This is a genomic window from Fictibacillus sp. S7 (genome assembly GCF_004127935.1).
In the GTDB taxonomy this organism is placed as follows: Bacteria; Bacillota; Bacilli; order Bacillales; family Fictibacillaceae; genus Fictibacillus_C; species Fictibacillus_C enclensis.
The window spans coordinates 4,247,768-4,265,266 of record NZ_QJKL01000001.1 but is presented as its reverse complement, the minus strand read 5'-3'; the positions used below and the strand labels follow the sequence as shown (position 1 = coordinate 4,265,266).

Sequence of the window (17,499 nt, the reverse complement as noted above, 5' to 3'; positions counted from 1 at the left end):
AGGAGAAGTAAAAGTTTTCAGGTGGTTTCTCATGAAAAAACTGCTCAATGAGTAAAGGAAGAATAAGGTTCAAACCTTCAATCTTTCTTAAGATTCTTAATAATTTACAATTTGTGTTAGGATAATATCAATCAATAGAAAGCAAGCTACTTCATAGAAAAGAGGGATCATATGAGCAGATGGCAAGACAAGGAATCACTCACGGCACTTGTAAAAGAACTTGTTGAGATACCAAGTATCTCCACTGAACCGGCTGAAATTGCGATGGCTGAACATCTCTACTACACGCTAAACTCTCTGGATTATTACAAAGAAAACCCCGGCCATTTGCAGCTTCTCCCCATGCCGGATGGACGCAAGCTATTAACGGCCTTTGTCCGAAACGGCTCACACAAGGATACTGTTATCTTGTTAAGCCATTTTGATGTGGTAAACATAGAAGACTATGGCGATTTAAAACATCTTGCCTTCCGTCCATCAGAACTGACGGAACAAATCGAACAACTGCAAAATCTGCCGGATGAATTAATGGAAGATTTGGAGAATGGCCAATGGCTGTTTGGACGCGGCACCATGGATATGAAAGCCGGCGTTGCCCTACACCTTTCCATGATCGAAAAGGCGGCCGAGGGTCACTTCCCCGGAAACATTTTGATGGTTTCCGTTCCCGACGAAGAAGTGAATTCCGCCGGTATGCTGGCTGCCATCCCCGCTCTCGAGCAATTGAAAAAACAATTCTCAATTTCCTATAAAGCCTGCCTGAACGGAGAACCTGCCTTTACCCGCTACCCAGGGGACAAGAATCATTATTTGTACACGGGTACAGTGGGCAAAGTACTTCCCGGTTTTCTTTGTTACGGCCGGGAAACCCATGTGGGTGAACCCTTTGGCGGATTAAACGGTAATCTGATGACAGCAGAAATCACAAAAAGGCTGGAGCTGAATCTCGACTTTTGCGAAACACTTGAGGATGAAGCCATACCGCCACCTGCCAATCTGCTTCAGAAAGATTTAAAAGACCATTATTCCGTTCAGATCCCTCATGCAGCCGTCACGATGTTTAATTTGCTGTTAATGGAAAAATCCTTTACAGAAGTGAACCGGCAGCTGCTCGGACTTGCAAAAGAGGCGGCCAAAAACGTGGAATCCTTTTTTTATAAAAAAGCGCTTGCTTACTCAAAACTGGTCCCTTTTGACGTAAAAAAAACCCCCATATCTGTCTTAACGTTTCAGGAGCTGTATGAAAAAGCACTTGAACTTCATGGTCAGGAGGAGATCACAAGACGTGAAAACTATATTTTGTCGACCCACCCCCATCTCGATGACCGGGATGTAACCACCATGCTGGTCAATGATCTGGCCAGCCTTTGCAAGCAATATGCGCCTATGATCGTTCTTTTTTATGCCCCTCCCTTCTATCCAGCCGTATCGTCGAGGGAGAATTCATTGATCCAGGAGGTTTCAGGAGATGTCATCCAGTTTGCTGAAAAACAATTTCAAATCACATTAAAAAAACAAAACTATTTTGCCGGACTTTCCGACTTGAGCTATGTCGGCCTGTCCTATAAACAAGAGGAACTGCGCCCGCTGCTGGACAACATGCCAGTTTACGGTGAACGGTACAACCTTCCATTGGATGAAATGAAGGAGCTGACGATGCCAGTGATGAATTTAGGTCCATTGGGCCGGGATGCGCATAAATGGACCGAGCGCCTTCATCTTTCAACTCTGATTGCTACTCAGCAAATGATCGCTTACACCATTACAAAGCTGTTGGAAAGCTAAGCCTTTAGCATGTTTTCTCGTTTTTTGGAAAGAATATAGCAGGAGTCTTTACAGATGCGATGAGAAAACGATGTAGAAAATGAGGGATCAAATGGCCTGTTATAGCGAATATGACCAATTGAAAGATGTAATTCTTTGTGAGCCCAAGTTCATGAAAATTCGTGAAGTCATCAATGAAACACAGAAATACTATGCTGACGAAAATATCGACACAGAGCTTGCGGTAAAACAGCATAAGAGATTTATCAAGGCCCTTGAAGAGAAAGGGATTACGGTGCACTGTCTTCCAGCCATACAGGAATATCCGGAGCAGGTTTTCACGAGAGATATCGGCTTTACCATCGGACATACGCTGTATATCTCCGCAATGGGGCGGGAAATCAGGCAGGGAGAAGAAAAGATACTGAAAGAGTGGATGAATGAAGAGCACATTACGATCAAGGATTTGCAGCATGACAGTATTGAAGGCGGTGATGTGCTTCTGGACCGAAAAACCGTGTATGTTGGTGTGAGCCACCGCACAAGCCGGGAAGCAATTGCCAATCTCCAGAAGCATGAGCCTGAATATACCATCATTCCGGTTCCCTTCAACGAGAAATATTTGCATCTTGACTGTGTGTTCAACGTTTTATCACCAGAGGAAGCCATCATTTACCCTCCTGCATTCCATGAAGAAGAATTAAAACTGCTGACTTCCCGGTACCAAACGATTGAAATTGATGAAGATGAGCAATTTACGCTCGGTACAAATATATTGTCGATCGGGGACAAAACCATTTTTGCCCTGCCGGTAAATAAAAAAATCAATGCAAAACTCAAAGAAAGAGGCTATCACGTGATTGAAGTGGACATTACCGAGATCATTAAATCAGGCGGTGCCTTTAGGTGCATCACCCTTCCACTTGACCGTCAAAAACCAACTCCATAACCCTGGAACAGCATCCTCTCAACCTGCAGTGGATGCTGTTTTTTTTCTTATTTGCTTTCAATTCTTTCATTATAAAACTATTTTATTTCATAAATGCTGAGGTTCTGATAAAACTCGACAAAATTAGGTTTCTCCCTGCAGTAAATCATGTCCACTATCCAGGTAAATTGGCTCATTTATCCAAGTTAATGTCAAATTACAACGTTTTCTGTAACATTATGAAATACAAATGTAATATTATTTCACGAAAACTTGTCGATTTTAAATGCTATAATAATCTCTGTGATTAATAGACTGGTAACATTTGCACGAAAAGGGGGACTTATTGTTGAAGAGGAAGATTTTAACTGCAGCCTTAACAATTAGTATTGGACTATCCGGATTTACATACACATCAGCTTCTGCAGAAACGCTGAAAGATGTTCAACAAAAGCAAGCCGAAAACCATGCGGAACAAGCCAAGAAAAACAAGCAGGTTAAAAAAGTACAGGGTGAACAGGACCAGCTCCTGAAGGAATTGGATAAACTCCAAGCGTCGTTACAGAAGACAGCTGACGATATTCAAACCAAAAAAGATGAGATCGCTCAAACAAAAGCGGACATCGAAAAATTGAAAAGTGAAATTACAGAACTTGAAAAACGCATTAAGGCACGTGATGCCTTACTGAAAGAGCGTGTTCGCAATATGTATGAAACAGGCGGCCCTGTAAAATACATAGAAGTGCTGCTTGGTTCACAGGGATTCGGTGATTTCCTTGACCGCATGATCAGCTTGAACATCATTGCGGAGCAGGATAAAACGATTCTGGAAGAACATAGGCGTGACAAGGAGGCAGTTGAACAAAAAAAGCAGCAGGTGGAGTCAAAGCTTTCTTCACTGAACGGCCAATTGGATGAGCTGAATTCATTGAACGGCCAGCTGAAGGATCAAAAAAGCAAGAAAAATAAGATCATGAAGCAGCTTCGCAGCGAAGAAAACCACCTTCATGATGATATCGGCCAGCTTGAAGAGAAAGATGCTCTTCTTGCCGACCAGGAAAAAGCGATCAAAGCAGAAATTGCACGAGCGAAAAAAGAAGCAGCAGAGCGTGCCCGTCGTGAGGCGGCAGCTAAAGCGGCTGCGGCTAAAGCAGCAAAAGAAGCAGCAGCAAGAGAAGCCGCCCAAAAAGCAGCGGCTGAACGTGCAGCAAAGGAGAAACCAAGCCAACCGGCTCATGAATCTGCGCCAGCACCGGCTCCTGCTCCTAAACCTGAGCCTAGGCCTGAGCCACAGCCAGAACCATCCTACACACCGCCTAGTTCCTCCGGAAAGTTCATCTTCCCGTCAGCAGGTGTTGTTACTTCACAGCTTGGTTCAAGATGGAACAAGTTCCATGCAGGCATTGACATCGCAGCTGGAGGTATTGTTCCAATCCATGCAGCTGCATCCGGAACGGTAATCCGCTCCTACACCTCATCTTCATACGGAAATGTGGTTTTCCTGTCCCATTATATTGATGGACAGCTTTACACGACTGTTTATGCGCACATGAGAGACCGCGCAGTAAGCACCGGTCAGACGGTTTCCCAGGGACAAACTCTTGGGCACATGGGCAGCACTGGCCACTCCACTGGACAGCATCTTCATTTCGAGCTCCATAAAGGACCTTGGAACGTTGGTAAAACCAACGCGGTTAACCCGCTTCCTTACATTCAATAAAAGACCAGTAAAAGCCACCCGGTTATCATTTGCCGGGTGGTTTTTTTATACAAGCAGACGCCGAAGCGGATGTCCTGTGTATTCAGCCATTCTTCTAAAGTTGGGACGGATGATCTGCGCGGTCAAAAAAGCCGACGTCGTGGCTCCCGGACGCCTGCGCTGGTTGAGAATTTCAATGAATTCACCGATCATTCCCACTCCGATGCCATGGCCGAAAAACATCCCATTTCCTAAGTCAATCAAATTCTCGCCCTGCCACTGAGGAGTCGCAGGATGAAACTCCGGATTCTGAATGTAGCGGATGTCCCCCGGCAAGGAATCCCCGCTCGTCACAGCAGTCAGCTGAAGGTCCTCATCATGTTCAGTGCTCCACAACAACAATCCCCGAAACAGCTGATTAAAGGTTGTCGGTCCAATCGTCTCCAGCAACCCTTTATAGAGGATAATCATCATGGCGGTGGTACATTCGAAGGCATATTTTCGTCCATTAACAAAAATATCGGTAATCGCATCCGCCGGTGTGACATCCGGACGGATCAGAAATCCACCATAGGCCGTTAAAATCCAGAATTTCCGGTTCGCTCTTGCTGTTTGAAACGTGGCAAACCGCGCTCCGCTGTTCTTCAGCGCATAAGCAGATGAAACAATGTTTGCACGATATGTGATTTCGAATTGAAGCTGCCTGGAACTATCATAAAAAAAAGACTCCCTGCTGTTCAGCAGTCGTACCGCAGTTGCACGCTGGGCCTCAGAAAATTGTCCGAATCCCGGTATATCTTCTAATGTGTTCAGTTGCTTCCCTTTTATATAAACCACCGTTAGCCCCCCTGTTCCCACAGGATAATATACAAGATATGGGATAAGGAGAAGAAAGGTGATTACTTGGCCCAAAGTGATAAGCCCGAAATCTTAAAATGTGGCTCTTTTGCCATGGTAACGGGAAAAAAAACGGTTATTTTTGGGAGATCATTGAGATATTAAAAAAGAAAAAAATTTCAAGGAGATAAAAGACATGGACAGCCGAAAAATCCGCCTTACTTTTCTTTTTGTTCTTATGCTAATGATCCTTCCCTTCCATGCAGCAGAAGCAAGCGAATTCCCTTTTACCGTCTATCCTGTTCCAGAAAAAGGAACCATTTTAAAATGGGAAAAAGTGAACCGGCTTTTGCCTACCGGAAAAAAATTCAAGGTCATTGACCTGGAAACCGGCTTTTATTTTTCTGTCCAGCGCCGCGCCGGGAACAAACATGCCGATGTTCAGCCGTTGACCTATAAAGACACCGCAGTCCTGAAGCACCTTTATAACGGGAAATGGAGCTGGCGCCGGCGGGCTATCCTCATACCGGTTAAGGGGAAAATGCTGGCCGCTTCCATGCATGGCATGCCCCACGGAGCGGGAGCGCTACAAAACGGCTTTCCGGGCCATTTTTGCATTCATTTCGCCGGAAGCACCACGCATAAAACACGCAACGCGGATCCTTCTCATAAATTGATGATCTTAAAAGCAGGGGGAAAACTTCAAGATTACGCTCATCACGCCAACCCGCATCAGATTGTTCAAATGTACTTATTGTCACTCAAAGAAAATGATCCAGATTTGATGAAACCGGTTCTTCCTGAAAAAGGGGTGGAACGCAAAAAGCTTTTGAAAACGGGTAAAGGCGTAACCGCCATCCATTATGATATCCGGGGGAAAGAATCAAAAAAGCATCGCACGTTTAAAACCGTTATTCCCGTTAAAACGGTGATTTACAGAGAAAATAAAGGTGTGGAAAAGACGCTGATTCACATCACAGTGGCGAGGCTGACACCATGGTCCGCTTGGAAAATCAGCAAAGTGGATTTGGGGAGATGAGCTTACTCAGGAAAAGTTAAGAAATATTTTCGTTTTTTGAAGGAGCCAGTTTCTTGCAGTTTAAGGGACCTCACATTTTGCAAGCTACGGAGGAGGACGGTACAAGAAGAAAATGCCGGAATTGGCTGTGGCTAATGTATTTTTCGTGATTCAGGGGATTTTAATAAGTAAACATCCCCTGTTTGAGCCGCCAAAAAATAAAATACATGCGTGTTTGAATGATTTACTGGCCGAAATTGAAAATTTACTGAACAACACCATATTATGTCAACTACGCTTACTCTCTTTCGACTTCACGCCCCCCTCACTCCACTCCATACTTCTTCAGCTTGTCATACAAACTTGTCTTGCCGATACCGAGAGTTTTGGCAGTCTTCAGCCGGTCGCCATGGTGCTCCCTTAGCGCAGCCTGCAACACCCGCCTTTCTGTTTCCTCCATGATCTCCTTCAGGCTGCGTTTCCCCAGGGACAGCACGGAAACTTCTTTTAAGTAATCAGGAAGGGCGTCTTTTGTGATCCGCTCACCATGGCACAAATGGACGGCGGCTTCGATGACATTTTCAAGCTCGCGCGCGTTGCCGGGCCAATTGTGGCTGTCAAACAAACCGGCAACATCTTCCTGAAGTCCCAGTATCCGGCGTCCGGAACGCTTATTGATTTTGGCAAGAAAATGCCGGGAGAGTTCTTTAATATCTTCCGGCCGGTCACGCAATGGAGGGATGTTCACCTGAATCACATTGATTCGGTAAAACAAATCCTCCCGAAACCGCTGCTCCTCTACCATTTTCTCCAGCGGTTTATTGGTGGCCGCGATCACACGAACATCCACCTTTACCGGCCTCACACTGCCGACCGCTTCCACTTCACGGTCCTGAAGCACGCGCAGCAACTTCACCTGCATGTGAAGGGGCATATCACCGATTTCATCGAGAAAAATGGTTCCTCCGTCAGCCAGTTGAAATTTACCAAGCTTGCCTCCCCTTTTGGCACCGGTAAAAGCTCCTTCCTCGTAACCGAACAGCTCCGATTCCAAAAGATGTTCCGGGATGGCACCGCAATTGACCTTTATGAAAGGCTTATTTGAGCGTTCACTTAATTGATGGATGCTGTGGGCAAACAGTTCCTTGCCTGTCCCGCTTTCACCCCGAATCAGCACTGAAACGTCACTTGCCGCTACTTTTTTGATCCGCTCTTTTAAAACCTTCACCTCGGATGAAGAGCCTACAATATCATGGAGAGAATATTTCGCACCGGTATTCTCCTCCTGAACACTGCGGTAATATTCCAGTTCCGTTAACAGGTTTTTGATATGGGAGTTCATGGTCCGCCACTCTTCAGTATCTCTGAAGGTAACGGTTCCAACGGCACCAACGACCTTGCCGGCCTGACGGATGGGAAGGCGATCCGCGATCATATAATTGCCTTCAATGAACTGCAAATCGGCAATCTCCTCTTTTCCGGTCCTGGCCACTATATGCATTCTCGTATTTTCAATCACATCGGTCACATGCCTGCCGACCGATTCTTGCTGATCCACTTTAATAAAATCGCAATACGCCTGATTTAAATAGGTAATGATGCCGTTAATGTCAATGACAACCACGCAATGAAAGGCATTATCAATAATCGTTTTCAGGAGTTCATCTTTAAACTGAAGTTCTGTAATTAACACGTCTGACACCTCTACTCTTTCATGTAGAAGCTGCCTTTGCTAAAAGCAGAGGCAGCCTGATGGTTTATTTCGTCTCTACTGTACCTTCACTTGCATAGTAATCACGAACCTGATCTCTGAGGGCACGTTTTAAAAACTTGCCGACCGATGTTTTTGGAATTTCATCCATAAACAAAACATCGTCCGGGATCCACCATTTGGCAAACTGCGGTTTTAAATACTCTTTGATGTCTTCCTTAGTGACCGTGCTACGGGCTCCCTCCTTCAACACCACACAGGCGATCGGCCGCTCCTGCCACTCTGGATCAGGAACCGCTACCACGCAAGCCTCGAATATATCCTCATGAGCGATGAGAGCGTTTTCAAGATCAACAGATGAAATCCACTCTCCCCCGCTCTTGATCAAATCTTTCGTGCGGTCCACAATTTTTATTGTCCCTTCCTCATCCACTGTGACAACATCACCGGTATGAAGCCAGCTGTCTTCAAAGGCGGAAGATTCTTCACCGTAATATTCATCAGCGATCCAGTTGCCCCGAAGATAAAGCTCTCCCATTTCATTGCCATCCCATTTGACATCTCCATTTGCGCCTATTACCTTCATTTCCACGCCCGGTACCAGGTATCCCTGCTTTGCCCGGATATTCAGCTTTTCTTCGTCGCTGAGATCCTGCTGGTAGCTTTTAATTCGGGAAAAAACCACAAGGGGACTGGTTTCTGTCATGCCATATGCGTGTGCAAACGGAATGTCATGCCTGGATTCAAATGCCTGGATCAGCCCTTTAGGTGCAGCTGAACCCCCGCATAAAATATAACGAAGACTGCTTGTATCATAATCCCCTTCATCAAGCACTTTCAGCAATCCGAGCCAAATCGTCGGCACTCCTGCAGTAATGGTGACGTTCTCCTGTTCAATCAGTTCCGCTAGAAGCTTTGGAGTAAACTGTGGCCCCGGAAGTACTTGGGTGGTCCCGAACCAGACGGCCGCAAATGGAAGACCCCAGGCGTTCACATGAAACATTGGAACGACAGGCATACAGATATCGGATTCTGAAACACTTCCTCCATCCACATGGCCGAGTGCCATACTGTGAAGAACGATCCCCCGATGGGAATAGACAACACCCTTTGGATTTCCTGTGGTGGCAGATGTATAGCACATGCCCGCCGGTTCATTTTCATCAATATCCGGATTAAAAGCAAAGTTCGGATCACCTTCATCGAGCAGGGCTTCATAATGATAAAGCGGCTGTAATGGGGAATCAGGCAGTTCTGGCTCATCGGTCATCAGGATGAACGATTGCACACCTGGAATCTCTTCCCTGATCCCTTCAATCAGCGGTAATATATCCTGATCAATCAAAAGCACTTTGTCTTTTGCATGATTGATGATATAAGCAATATGAGCAGGTGATAAGCGAATATTGATCGTATGAAGAACAGCTTCTGCTCCCGGAATCCCGAAATAAGCTTCGAGATGCCGGTGATGGTTCCAGGCCAGTGTTCCTACCTTATCTCCCTTTTGGACCCCTTTTTTTTTCAGCGCACTGCTCAGCCGCCTTGTCCGATTGGCGATTTCACGGTACGTAAACTTTCGAATACCAGAAGCCGTCCGGCTGACTACCGTTTTTTTAGGGAAAAACATTTCGGCATGCTCCATCATCGCTGTAACACGTAAAGGCACATTCATCATCATTGATTACCTCCCCTGGATTGATAAAAAATGTAAAACCATTGCGGTTGTGCATCCTCATTTGTACCTAGATTATTACTTCACCACAGGCGTTAAAATCCCTTGTTTTCCCTAAAGAAAAGGATCGGATGGGATTAATCTCCTAATTACAGGGGATACTTCGAATACCATGCAAATAGAAAGGAGGAACAGAAACCATGAAAAAGGAACGCAAAGACGAACCCACTGTTGCACCCGGAATGAATGACGCAGAGGAATTAAATCAAGAGGCAACTGAAGAAGAGATTGAAAACGGAGAGTTTACCGAAGTAACCACCATGTCATGGGATGAAGTGGATCCCAGCGGGTCAGAGTAAAAAGCAAAAAGGCGTTATGTAAAATGCACAGCGCCTTTTTTATATGATCACCTTGTGGTTAATACAGCATAAAGGATAAAAAACAGAGCCAGTTCACCAATAATCAAGATATTTGGGGTTACAACAATAAGATTAATGATTAAGAAAGCAACAAGAACTCCTAAAAAAAGCCCAAGATGTTGGTAGCCTAAACGATCTTTTTCATACCTGTACTGATGAAAGACAAGAGTGGTAGCCACAAAGTAAACGAATACAGAACCAAATACAAAATACACGATGAATGAATAGTCGACTTCGTGCAGAAACAACAGCTGTATGGAAGCTGCAATCATACTCAACGACATTAAAATAAACAAATGGCCGTATATGATGGTTTGCCCCGCGGTTTGAATTTCCTTGTTCACTTTCTTTTCCACGTTGTCAAAATACTGCCACCACATGGCAATGATCAGGATGAAAGAAAGAATGGAAAATGAGATAGAGTTCCAATCCCTTTTTTGGGGCTGCATCACGGCCAGCGTACTGACCACCGTTTCTCCAAAGAGAATTAAGGTTAATAAAGCAAACCGTTCCAACAAATGAGCAGTATGCGGCGGGCCTTTTACAAGATATCGGCGCCCCACGATGGGCATCAGCATATCAATAACAATGCCTGCATACAGTACCGCATAGCGAAACCAGGAATCAAAGAAAAGGGATAGGGAGGACACAGCAATGCCGATCCAAAAGGTTCTGCCCAAATACCAGGCAATACGCTTTACATCTCCCTTTTCCACATCCTGAACCACCAGATACTGAATGGCCGTTAATCCTCTAAGGCCCAAATAGCCGATCAGAAATGAAAGATAATAATGATCAAAATCTACAGACAGACTCGAGATCATGGTCAATACGAACACCATTTGAAGAATCATAAACAGGCGCTGATACGAAGAGTCTTCACCAAACCGGTTAATGAACATGGTCTGCCCGGTCCATGCCCACCAAACAGGAACAAACATCAATACAAATTTCACAAGATATTCAGTATGAATATAACCCTCTTCTACATGCAGTATCGCATGTGTTGCCTTGGCTACTGCTGCTGCAAACAACAAATCGTAAAAGAGTTCCAGCCAAGTTACTTTTTTCTCCTCCAAATTCCCCTTTCCCCTTCCCGTCTACCTTGCAAAATATGTAATTACTGTCCTATAAATAGAGCGATTTGATCTTTTCTGCGACTGCATCAATATTGCTTGCGACTTGCGGGAAGGAATAACCGACATACAGCGGGGAAGCGGCAAAGCGCGGCACCACTTTTGCGATGATGGTCTCATCCATCCGGTAAAAGAAAAGGTTGTAGCTGCTGCAGTTTTTATTAAAATGATTCAACAGGAAGTGTGTGGACAACTGAATGTAATCCGCCAGTTCCTTTGTTTTTCCCCGGTCTTTCATAAGAATATTCAGCTCATAAAACCCCATTTTTGGTTTGGTGGATATGTTAAATTCAATACCATATTGCTGGTCAATGGGTAAGCCCTCAAACTGAGAAGCACTGATGTTTTCATGGTAATCCGCTTCCTTGAAGCCAATAATCTGCATATGCGGGTGGCGAAGTGTTCCTCCCGAGAACGGCCCATGGTTTTTAAAAAAGATAACGGATTTGTAATCCCCGCTTTCAATTGTTTTTTCCCATGCTTGAAGGCCAAAGTCAATCAATGTGTAGAGATGGTCTTTGCTGTACTCGGAAAGCTCCGAAAAACAATCCTTCGTTTCAATCAAAACGGTTTGAAAGGCATCGGCCAGCACAGGATACTTGTTCTTCAGCCAAATGATATCTCCCTTTTCTTCCAGGATATCTGTAAGGCTTTCTCGATCACAAAACGGGCACTTGGTTGCCGTATTCCTGATGCTTTCCGGTTTTTGTGTGCCAATATTCATATTAAAAAGTAGAGGACTTTGCATGAAGATCACCCTTTGTTTAATGAATAAAGAAAATATACTTACTATCATTCTTCCCTTAGGCAGGAAAAACCTCTTCTTAGCGAAGAGGCTTTTCTTTCATATACGATTTAAATGTATTTTTGACTTTCGGCACAACATAGTGGCTGCCGCCTTTATCCTGAACACCTTCGATCATCATGGAAATCAGAAGGCTCGGATCTTTTTGATTGAATGCCACGAAGTAGCCGTTTTCCTTACCTTTTTCACCAATCTTGGACTTCAATTCGGCGGTGCCCGTCTTGCCGGCAAGAACTAAATTCTTCAAAGGCGGCTTATAGCCGGTCCCTCTCTTGTCCTCCACCACCTTCACAAGATCACTCCGGATTCTTGAAGCCGTTTCAGGCGAGATTACATTTTTCTTCCAGATTTTTTCTTCAGGCTTGTCTTCTTTCTCCAATTTTGGAGCGATCAAGTTGCCATTGTTGATAAATGGTGTGTAGGAGAGCCCGAGGTGCAAAATGTTCATTTCCACTCTGCCCTGCCCGTAACCTGTATCAGCAAGCATGCCTTCTGAATTGATATCATCCTTTGTCAGTGAAGAATTTTCAAAGTCCAGTTCAAATGGTATATCTTCATTAAATCCAAACTTTTCTGCGCCCTTTACCATATCGTCTTTTCCAATGGCCAGTGCGGTTTGAGCAAAATAAATGTTATCGGAATACATCAACGCCTTCTCCAGATCGACGGATGGCACTGTTGCCACGCGGGTTACAAACTTCTTGTCCCAGCCCTTTTTCTGCCACTTTTTGCCCGATATCTGAACTTCCTTATTCGGATCCAGCTTGTTGGTTTCAAGGCCGATGGATGCTGTAATCGGCTTGAAGGTAGAGCCAGGTGCGTAGGTATAGGCGAAACGGTTTAACATCGGCTGCTTCGGATCTTTTTCCAGGCTTTGATATTTCGACGAGGAAATGCCAAGAACAAAATCATTCGGATCAAATCCAGGACTGTTTACAAGCGCTAGGACTTCCCCGGTTTTTGGATTGATGGCAGAAGCGGTGCCGACATCCTTTTTCATTTGATTGTACAGATCCGACTGAAGATACATATCAATGTTCAAGGATATCGATTTTCCGTCAACTGCTTCTTTTTCGGCCACTTTCCTTTTTTCATTTTCCGCCGAATCAACAATACGGATGACACCGCCGTTTGTTCCGCGAAGCTGTTTCTCATAAAACTTTTCAAGTCCTCTTCTTCCGATCACGTCGGTAGATTCATAGCCTTGAGATTGCAGTTTTTTAAGCTCATCGGCTTTGATCGGCTGAACGAATCCGGTAAGATGGGACGCGGCTTCCTTATAAGGGTAAACCCTTGTCTCTATCGATTGAGTGGAAATCCCTTTAATTTTCTCCACCTTTTTCAGGCGCGGATCATCTTCAGCAATGGTTTTAACAGGAACAAAGAAACCAGGCTGAACCCATGAAGCATTCAGGGCATTATCAATGGTTTTCTTATCGATTCCAAGCACTTTTGCGAGTTCTTCTTTGCTGGCCTCTTTTTTATCAGGAAGGTTCTGCGGAACAATTCCCACCTGGTAAGCCATCCCGTTAACGGCAAGTCCATTGCCGTTGCGGTCGAGAATTTCTCCACGTTTTGCTTTATTGGTCTGTACTCTCACCTTATCCCCCTTCTCCATTCCCGGGAAGATCTGTGAGTAGTCCCAATTAATGTACCAGTTCTTCTTGTCGTTTTTTTCCTGTTCCTTCATTTTTATCTTGTGCTTATAGCTTACAGGGCCAGCAACTGTATCCATTTTTACGTTGTATGTATACGTAATGTTTCCATTTTTATCAGGTTCCGGCTCTTCTTTTGGAATCGCTGGCTTGATCGAAATCTTTTGAGCTTTGATTCCTCCGTAAATCGCAGAATACTTTTTTACAAAGTCATCCTTTTTGATGGCTTTCTTACTGCTGTCAGACAGCATATCGTACATCTTATTGAAATTCATAGACTGCCAGTTTTTCATATAATCTTTAATTCTCTGCTCGGGATTTGGACTGTCGGAACACCCGGCAATCACCATGAGCAGCAACGCGATCAACATTATACCTAATCTCTGTTTCACTTCCACTTTCCCTCCTGGCTTTTCACTCTCTTTTTCTATTTTAATCCATTTAAAAGGATAATCGTAGCGATAACCCTTCTTTTATCATTTCATTTCCATCTATGCTACCACAACTTCGTTAAAAATCTGCATTTTCTGTCGAATACGAGGTTAAAAACATGTCGTTCCGGGAAAATTTAAAGTAATCAATTACACCGATTTCTTTTAAAAAAATCCCTTACAAAAAGAGGTGCATTTTCATGAACAGCGGTAATTGGTATGTGAAGAAACGTTCAGCTTACAAGACATGGAAGGAAAGGCTGGATAGGGAAATGACCTTTCAGCAGTCCCTGATTTACGGAATTCCCGCCATTGTTATGATCGGGTTTATTTTTCTAAAATAAAGCAAGCCTTCATCTCAGATTGCGGGATGAAGGCTTGTTTTTGGTTTTCTTTATACTTGGCCAACCCAATTTTCTTGAGATGGTTTTCTCCATTTGTTGCGGATGGCATCATATTCATCTTTCGTCAGTGCCCCTTTTGCGAGCAGCTGTGCGTTCTTGGTCCAGCGCTCCGGATTCTGGGTTCCAACAATTGCTGTATGAACACCAGGAGTGCTTAATGTAAAACGAAGAGCTTTCTCCACAGAGGCAGTAAATTCATTGTCCAGAAAATCATATTGGAGATGCTGCGGGCGCTCCCAATACTCCTGAATGTATTCATTGTCCGGCTTTTCCCCCGACTTCCAGGCAACATTGGCTATCGGGCGCTTCGCAATCACACAATCCAGAGGCATGTCCGCACTTGGTAATCAAGTAGAAGTCGTTCCTTCTCGTGAGACATCGTTTTTCCAATCAATTCCTCGCTGTTGCCGTAGCATTCGGCCGTATCGATAAAATTCAGTCCTGCATCGAGCGCACTGCCCAGTAGCCGGTCCACCGTTTCTGCAGTAGCGCCTGAAAATCCGATTTCCGCCCCGCCAAATCCCAATACTGAAACTTCCATGTCCGTTTTTCCAAAAGCTCTTTTTTCCATTAAAGATTCCTCCTGAAAAAATATGCGTCATACGATTCAGCTGCTATTCCGGCCGTTCTAATGTAAAAATATCACCGAGCCTGGAGTAATTATTGCCTGCCAGACGGCTCACCGGTTTTAAACCAACAGCATCAATCCGTCCCTCTTCATAGAGTTCTTCTTTAATATGGTAGTGGACGACACGCCCGATCAGCAGATCGCAAGCGGGATTTTCACTTGTTCCGCCAAGGGGGATAGATTGGTCCAGCACACATTCAAGACGGATGTTTGCTTCCCGCAGTCCAGGAACTCCGACAGCCGTACTATCTACCGGGGTAAGGGAAGCGAGCTCCACCTCGCTTTCATCTGGTGGTAGGCTGGCAGCTGTTTTGTTGATGGCTTCCACATAGCTTTCATCGGAAATGTGAACCACGAACTCCCCTGCCTCCATAGCGTTCCTGGCGGTATCCTTTGGATTGCCGTTTGAGCGCTGGACAGAAACAGAGATGAGCGGGGGTGATGAACAGACAACATTGAAATAGCTGAAAGGCGCCGCATTCAATATACCCTCTTTTGTTAAGGAAGTAACAAAAGCGACAGGTCTGGGTATGACGCTTCCCGTCAGAAATTTATAGTTTTCCCGGTCAGATAATTGTGATGGATCGATGGATTTCATGAAGGTTCTCCTTCCCCTGGGTCAAATTTAAAAGTAGTATTTTTGAAACCAGGCCGCAGCTCGCTCTGCTTCTGGCTGTGTAAGCTGATGGCCATAATTTTCCCAATGCGTTTCCACTTCGGCTCCTGCCTCTTTCAAAAGGTGTTCCAGCTCTTCAGTTTCCTGGGGCGGGCAGATCGGATCGTTCTTTCCTGCGCCGATAAATACGTTAACTCCGTTTAAGTCGGGTAGTTGAATTCCTCTTAGTGGAACCATTGGATGATGGAGAACAGCTCCGCGCAAACTCTCTTCATAATGAAACAATAAGCTGCCGGCAATGTTAGCGCCGTTGGAGTAACCGACTGCCACCACGTTATTGCGGTCAAATTCATATTTGCCTGCGGCTTCATCCAAAAAATCGTGCAATTCTTTTGTACGGAACTTTAAATCGTCTTCGTCAAACACGCCTTCCGCCAATCGTCTAAAAAAGCGGGGCATGCCATTTTCCAAAACATTTCCTCTTACACTTAAAATGGAAGACTCCGGAGAAATGAGGGAACCAAGAGGAACGAGGTCCTCCTCGTTCCCTCCGGTTCCATGGAGCAAAAGCAAAACTGGCGCATCTGCATTGGTTCCTTTATTAAAAATATGCTTCATCATGATTGGTCCTCCTTCAATACGCGGGCATCAGCAGGCAGCAATACCGCTTCAATTTTTTCACGCTCAGGTTCAAGCCACGGTGGGAGAAGCAGATTTTTCCCCATAACATCTTTTGGCTCATCGCGCGCAAATCCGGGAGGATCAGTCGCAATTTCAAAAAGAATACCGCCGGATTCCCTGAAGTACACCGCGTTAAAATATTGCCGGTCAATAATGGGAGTGACTTCATAGCCGTTATTTCCCACATGGCTTCTCCATTGCTCGTGGTCTTCGTAATCTGATGCACGCCAGGCAATGTGATGGACGGTACCTGTGCCCATCATTCCTCTTGGTTGTGCAGTTGTTTTCACATCAATAATATTTCCCAAATCAGAAGATGTTCTAAACCGGACATACTCTCCTTCTTCTCCTACTTTTTCCATACCCATTACATCTGTCAGCAAGTTCATCGTTTTATGAGGAGCACCTGACAATAACACAGCGCCTCCAAATCCTTTGATTGCCACATCCGCTGAGACACCGCCAAATGACCATTCACTGTTCTTGCCTTCGCTGCGGCTCACCAATTCAAGATGAAGCCCATGCGGATCGTCAAATGTTAAGTAATGTTCACCATAGCGCTCCGTTTTTTCATAAGGTACGTTAAAGGTGGTCAAACGATTTTCCCAAAAGTCAAGTGAGTTCTCCGGCACGACGAAAGAGGTTACTCCCACTTGCCCTGCTCCCGTTCTTCCGCTATAGGCTCCTGGCCAAGGGAAGAACGTCATGATGGTTCCTGGTGATCCCTCTTCATTTCCAAAATAAAGATGGTATGTGCCTGGGTCATCAAAGTTAACTGTTTTCTTCACGAGTCGTAAACCAAGCACACCTGCGTAAAAATCAACGTTCTCCTGTGGATTGCCTACAATGGCCGTAATATGGTGAATTCCGCTAGTTCTTTTTTCCATCTTACTCTCTCCCTTCATGGGTTTAACTTACTTTATGTAAGTATTGTAACAAATGTAACTTACTAAAGTCAAGCGTCACTCTCCCATTCAACATTGTAAAAATTACTTAAACTCAAACGATAGCTTCTTTACATTAAAATCAAAGATAAAAAAGAAGGTTATTCCAAATATCTGACTAAAAACCGAACATTAATTATAAAAATTTATA

At 44.7% G+C, this 17,499-nt stretch carries 15 protein-coding genes and 1 pseudogene; 6 read left to right on the top strand and 10 right to left on the bottom strand.

What is annotated here, in order from left to right; translation table 11 throughout:
* Nucleotides 1-171: 171 nt before the first annotated feature.
* The 3 genes from DMO16_RS21655 to DMO16_RS21645 all read left to right on the top strand — a co-directional run bounded on the left by DMO16_RS21655 (nt 172) and on the right by DMO16_RS21645 (nt 4,412).
* Entirely contained in the window at nt 172-1,785 is a 1,614-nt protein-coding gene (locus DMO16_RS21655) for a M20/M25/M40 family metallo-hydrolase (RefSeq protein WP_129479998.1), read from the top strand.
* A 91-nt stretch (nt 1,786-1,876) separates the two neighbouring features.
* Nucleotides 1,877-2,713: a dimethylarginine dimethylaminohydrolase family protein gene (locus DMO16_RS21650; RefSeq protein WP_240482334.1), complete on the top strand. Its 837-nt coding sequence runs from the start codon at nt 1,877-1,879 to the stop codon at nt 2,711-2,713.
* 328 nt (nt 2,714-3,041) lie between these two features.
* Nucleotides 3,042-4,412 (top strand): murein hydrolase activator EnvC family protein, encoded by a 1,371-nt coding sequence (locus DMO16_RS21645; RefSeq protein ID WP_129479997.1) that lies wholly within the window; start codon nt 3,042-3,044, stop codon nt 4,410-4,412.
* 45 nt (nt 4,413-4,457) lie between these two features.
* Here DMO16_RS21645 and DMO16_RS21640 read toward each other — a convergent pair whose 3' ends face one another.
* Complete coding sequence (locus tag DMO16_RS21640; RefSeq protein WP_082635807.1) at nt 4,458-5,228, bottom strand: hypothetical protein; 771 nt, start codon at nt 5,226-5,228, stop codon at nt 4,458-4,460.
* Between the two features lie 196 nt (nt 5,229-5,424).
* On the opposite strand from DMO16_RS21640, the gene DMO16_RS21635 reads away from it, so the two are divergent.
* Nucleotides 5,425-6,267 (top strand): hypothetical protein, encoded by an 843-nt coding sequence (locus DMO16_RS21635; RefSeq protein WP_129479996.1) that lies wholly within the window; start codon nt 5,425-5,427, stop codon nt 6,265-6,267.
* 304 nt (nt 6,268-6,571) lie between these two features.
* On the opposite strand, the gene DMO16_RS21630 is transcribed toward DMO16_RS21635, so the two are convergent.
* Both DMO16_RS21630 and DMO16_RS21625 read right to left on the bottom strand, forming a co-directional pair.
* Complete coding sequence (locus tag DMO16_RS21630) at nt 6,572-7,939, bottom strand: sigma-54 interaction domain-containing protein (protein WP_061972126.1); 1,368 nt, start codon at nt 7,937-7,939, stop codon at nt 6,572-6,574.
* A 64-nt stretch (nt 7,940-8,003) separates the two neighbouring features.
* Entirely contained in the window at nt 8,004-9,632 is a 1,629-nt protein-coding gene (locus DMO16_RS21625; protein WP_206738187.1) for a long-chain fatty acid--CoA ligase, read from the bottom strand.
* 197 nt (nt 9,633-9,829) lie between these two features.
* On the opposite strand from DMO16_RS21625, the gene DMO16_RS24435 reads away from it, so the two are divergent.
* Complete coding sequence (locus DMO16_RS24435) at nt 9,830-9,988, top strand: hypothetical protein (protein ID WP_164988987.1); 159 nt, start codon at nt 9,830-9,832, stop codon at nt 9,986-9,988.
* A gap of 47 nt (nt 9,989-10,035) precedes the next feature.
* On the opposite strand, the gene DMO16_RS21620 is transcribed toward DMO16_RS24435, so the two are convergent.
* The 3 genes from DMO16_RS21620 to DMO16_RS21610 all read right to left on the bottom strand — a co-directional run bounded on the left by DMO16_RS21620 (nt 10,036) and on the right by DMO16_RS21610 (nt 14,036).
* On the bottom strand, nt 10,036-11,127 hold the full coding sequence (locus DMO16_RS21620; RefSeq protein ID WP_129479994.1) for a low temperature requirement protein A: 1,092 nt from the start codon (nt 11,125-11,127) through the stop codon (nt 10,036-10,038).
* Between the two features lie 49 nt (nt 11,128-11,176).
* Nucleotides 11,177-11,908, bottom strand: a complete 732-nt coding sequence (locus tag DMO16_RS21615) for a DUF4931 domain-containing protein (RefSeq protein WP_241840626.1) — start codon at nt 11,906-11,908, stop codon at nt 11,177-11,179.
* A gap of 100 nt (nt 11,909-12,008) precedes the next feature.
* On the bottom strand, nt 12,009-14,036 hold the full coding sequence (locus DMO16_RS21610) for a penicillin-binding transpeptidase domain-containing protein (RefSeq protein ID WP_129479993.1): 2,028 nt from the start codon (nt 14,034-14,036) through the stop codon (nt 12,009-12,011).
* Between the two features lie 239 nt (nt 14,037-14,275).
* Between DMO16_RS21610 and DMO16_RS24430 the strand changes: the two genes are divergently transcribed.
* Nucleotides 14,276-14,419, top strand: a complete 144-nt coding sequence (locus tag DMO16_RS24430) for a hypothetical protein (protein WP_156412572.1) — start codon at nt 14,276-14,278, stop codon at nt 14,417-14,419.
* A 50-nt stretch (nt 14,420-14,469) separates the two neighbouring features.
* Here the strand turns inward: DMO16_RS24430 and DMO16_RS21605 are convergent.
* From DMO16_RS21605 to DMO16_RS21590, 4 genes and pseudogenes are all read right to left on the bottom strand, one after another.
* Nucleotides 14,470-15,050, bottom strand: a pseudogene (locus tag DMO16_RS21605) (aldo/keto reductase).
* Between the two features lie 43 nt (nt 15,051-15,093).
* Entirely contained in the window at nt 15,094-15,705 is a 612-nt protein-coding gene (locus DMO16_RS21600) for a flavin reductase family protein (RefSeq protein ID WP_061972119.1), read from the bottom strand.
* Between the two features lie 27 nt (nt 15,706-15,732).
* Nucleotides 15,733-16,341 (bottom strand): alpha/beta hydrolase, encoded by a 609-nt coding sequence (locus tag DMO16_RS21595; protein WP_061972942.1) that lies wholly within the window; start codon nt 16,339-16,341, stop codon nt 15,733-15,735.
* Entirely contained in the window at nt 16,341-17,291 is a 951-nt protein-coding gene (locus DMO16_RS21590; protein WP_061972118.1) for a ring-cleaving dioxygenase, read from the bottom strand. Before DMO16_RS21590 ends, DMO16_RS21595 begins: the two co-directional genes overlap by 1 nt.
* Nucleotides 17,292-17,499 lie beyond the last annotated feature (208 nt).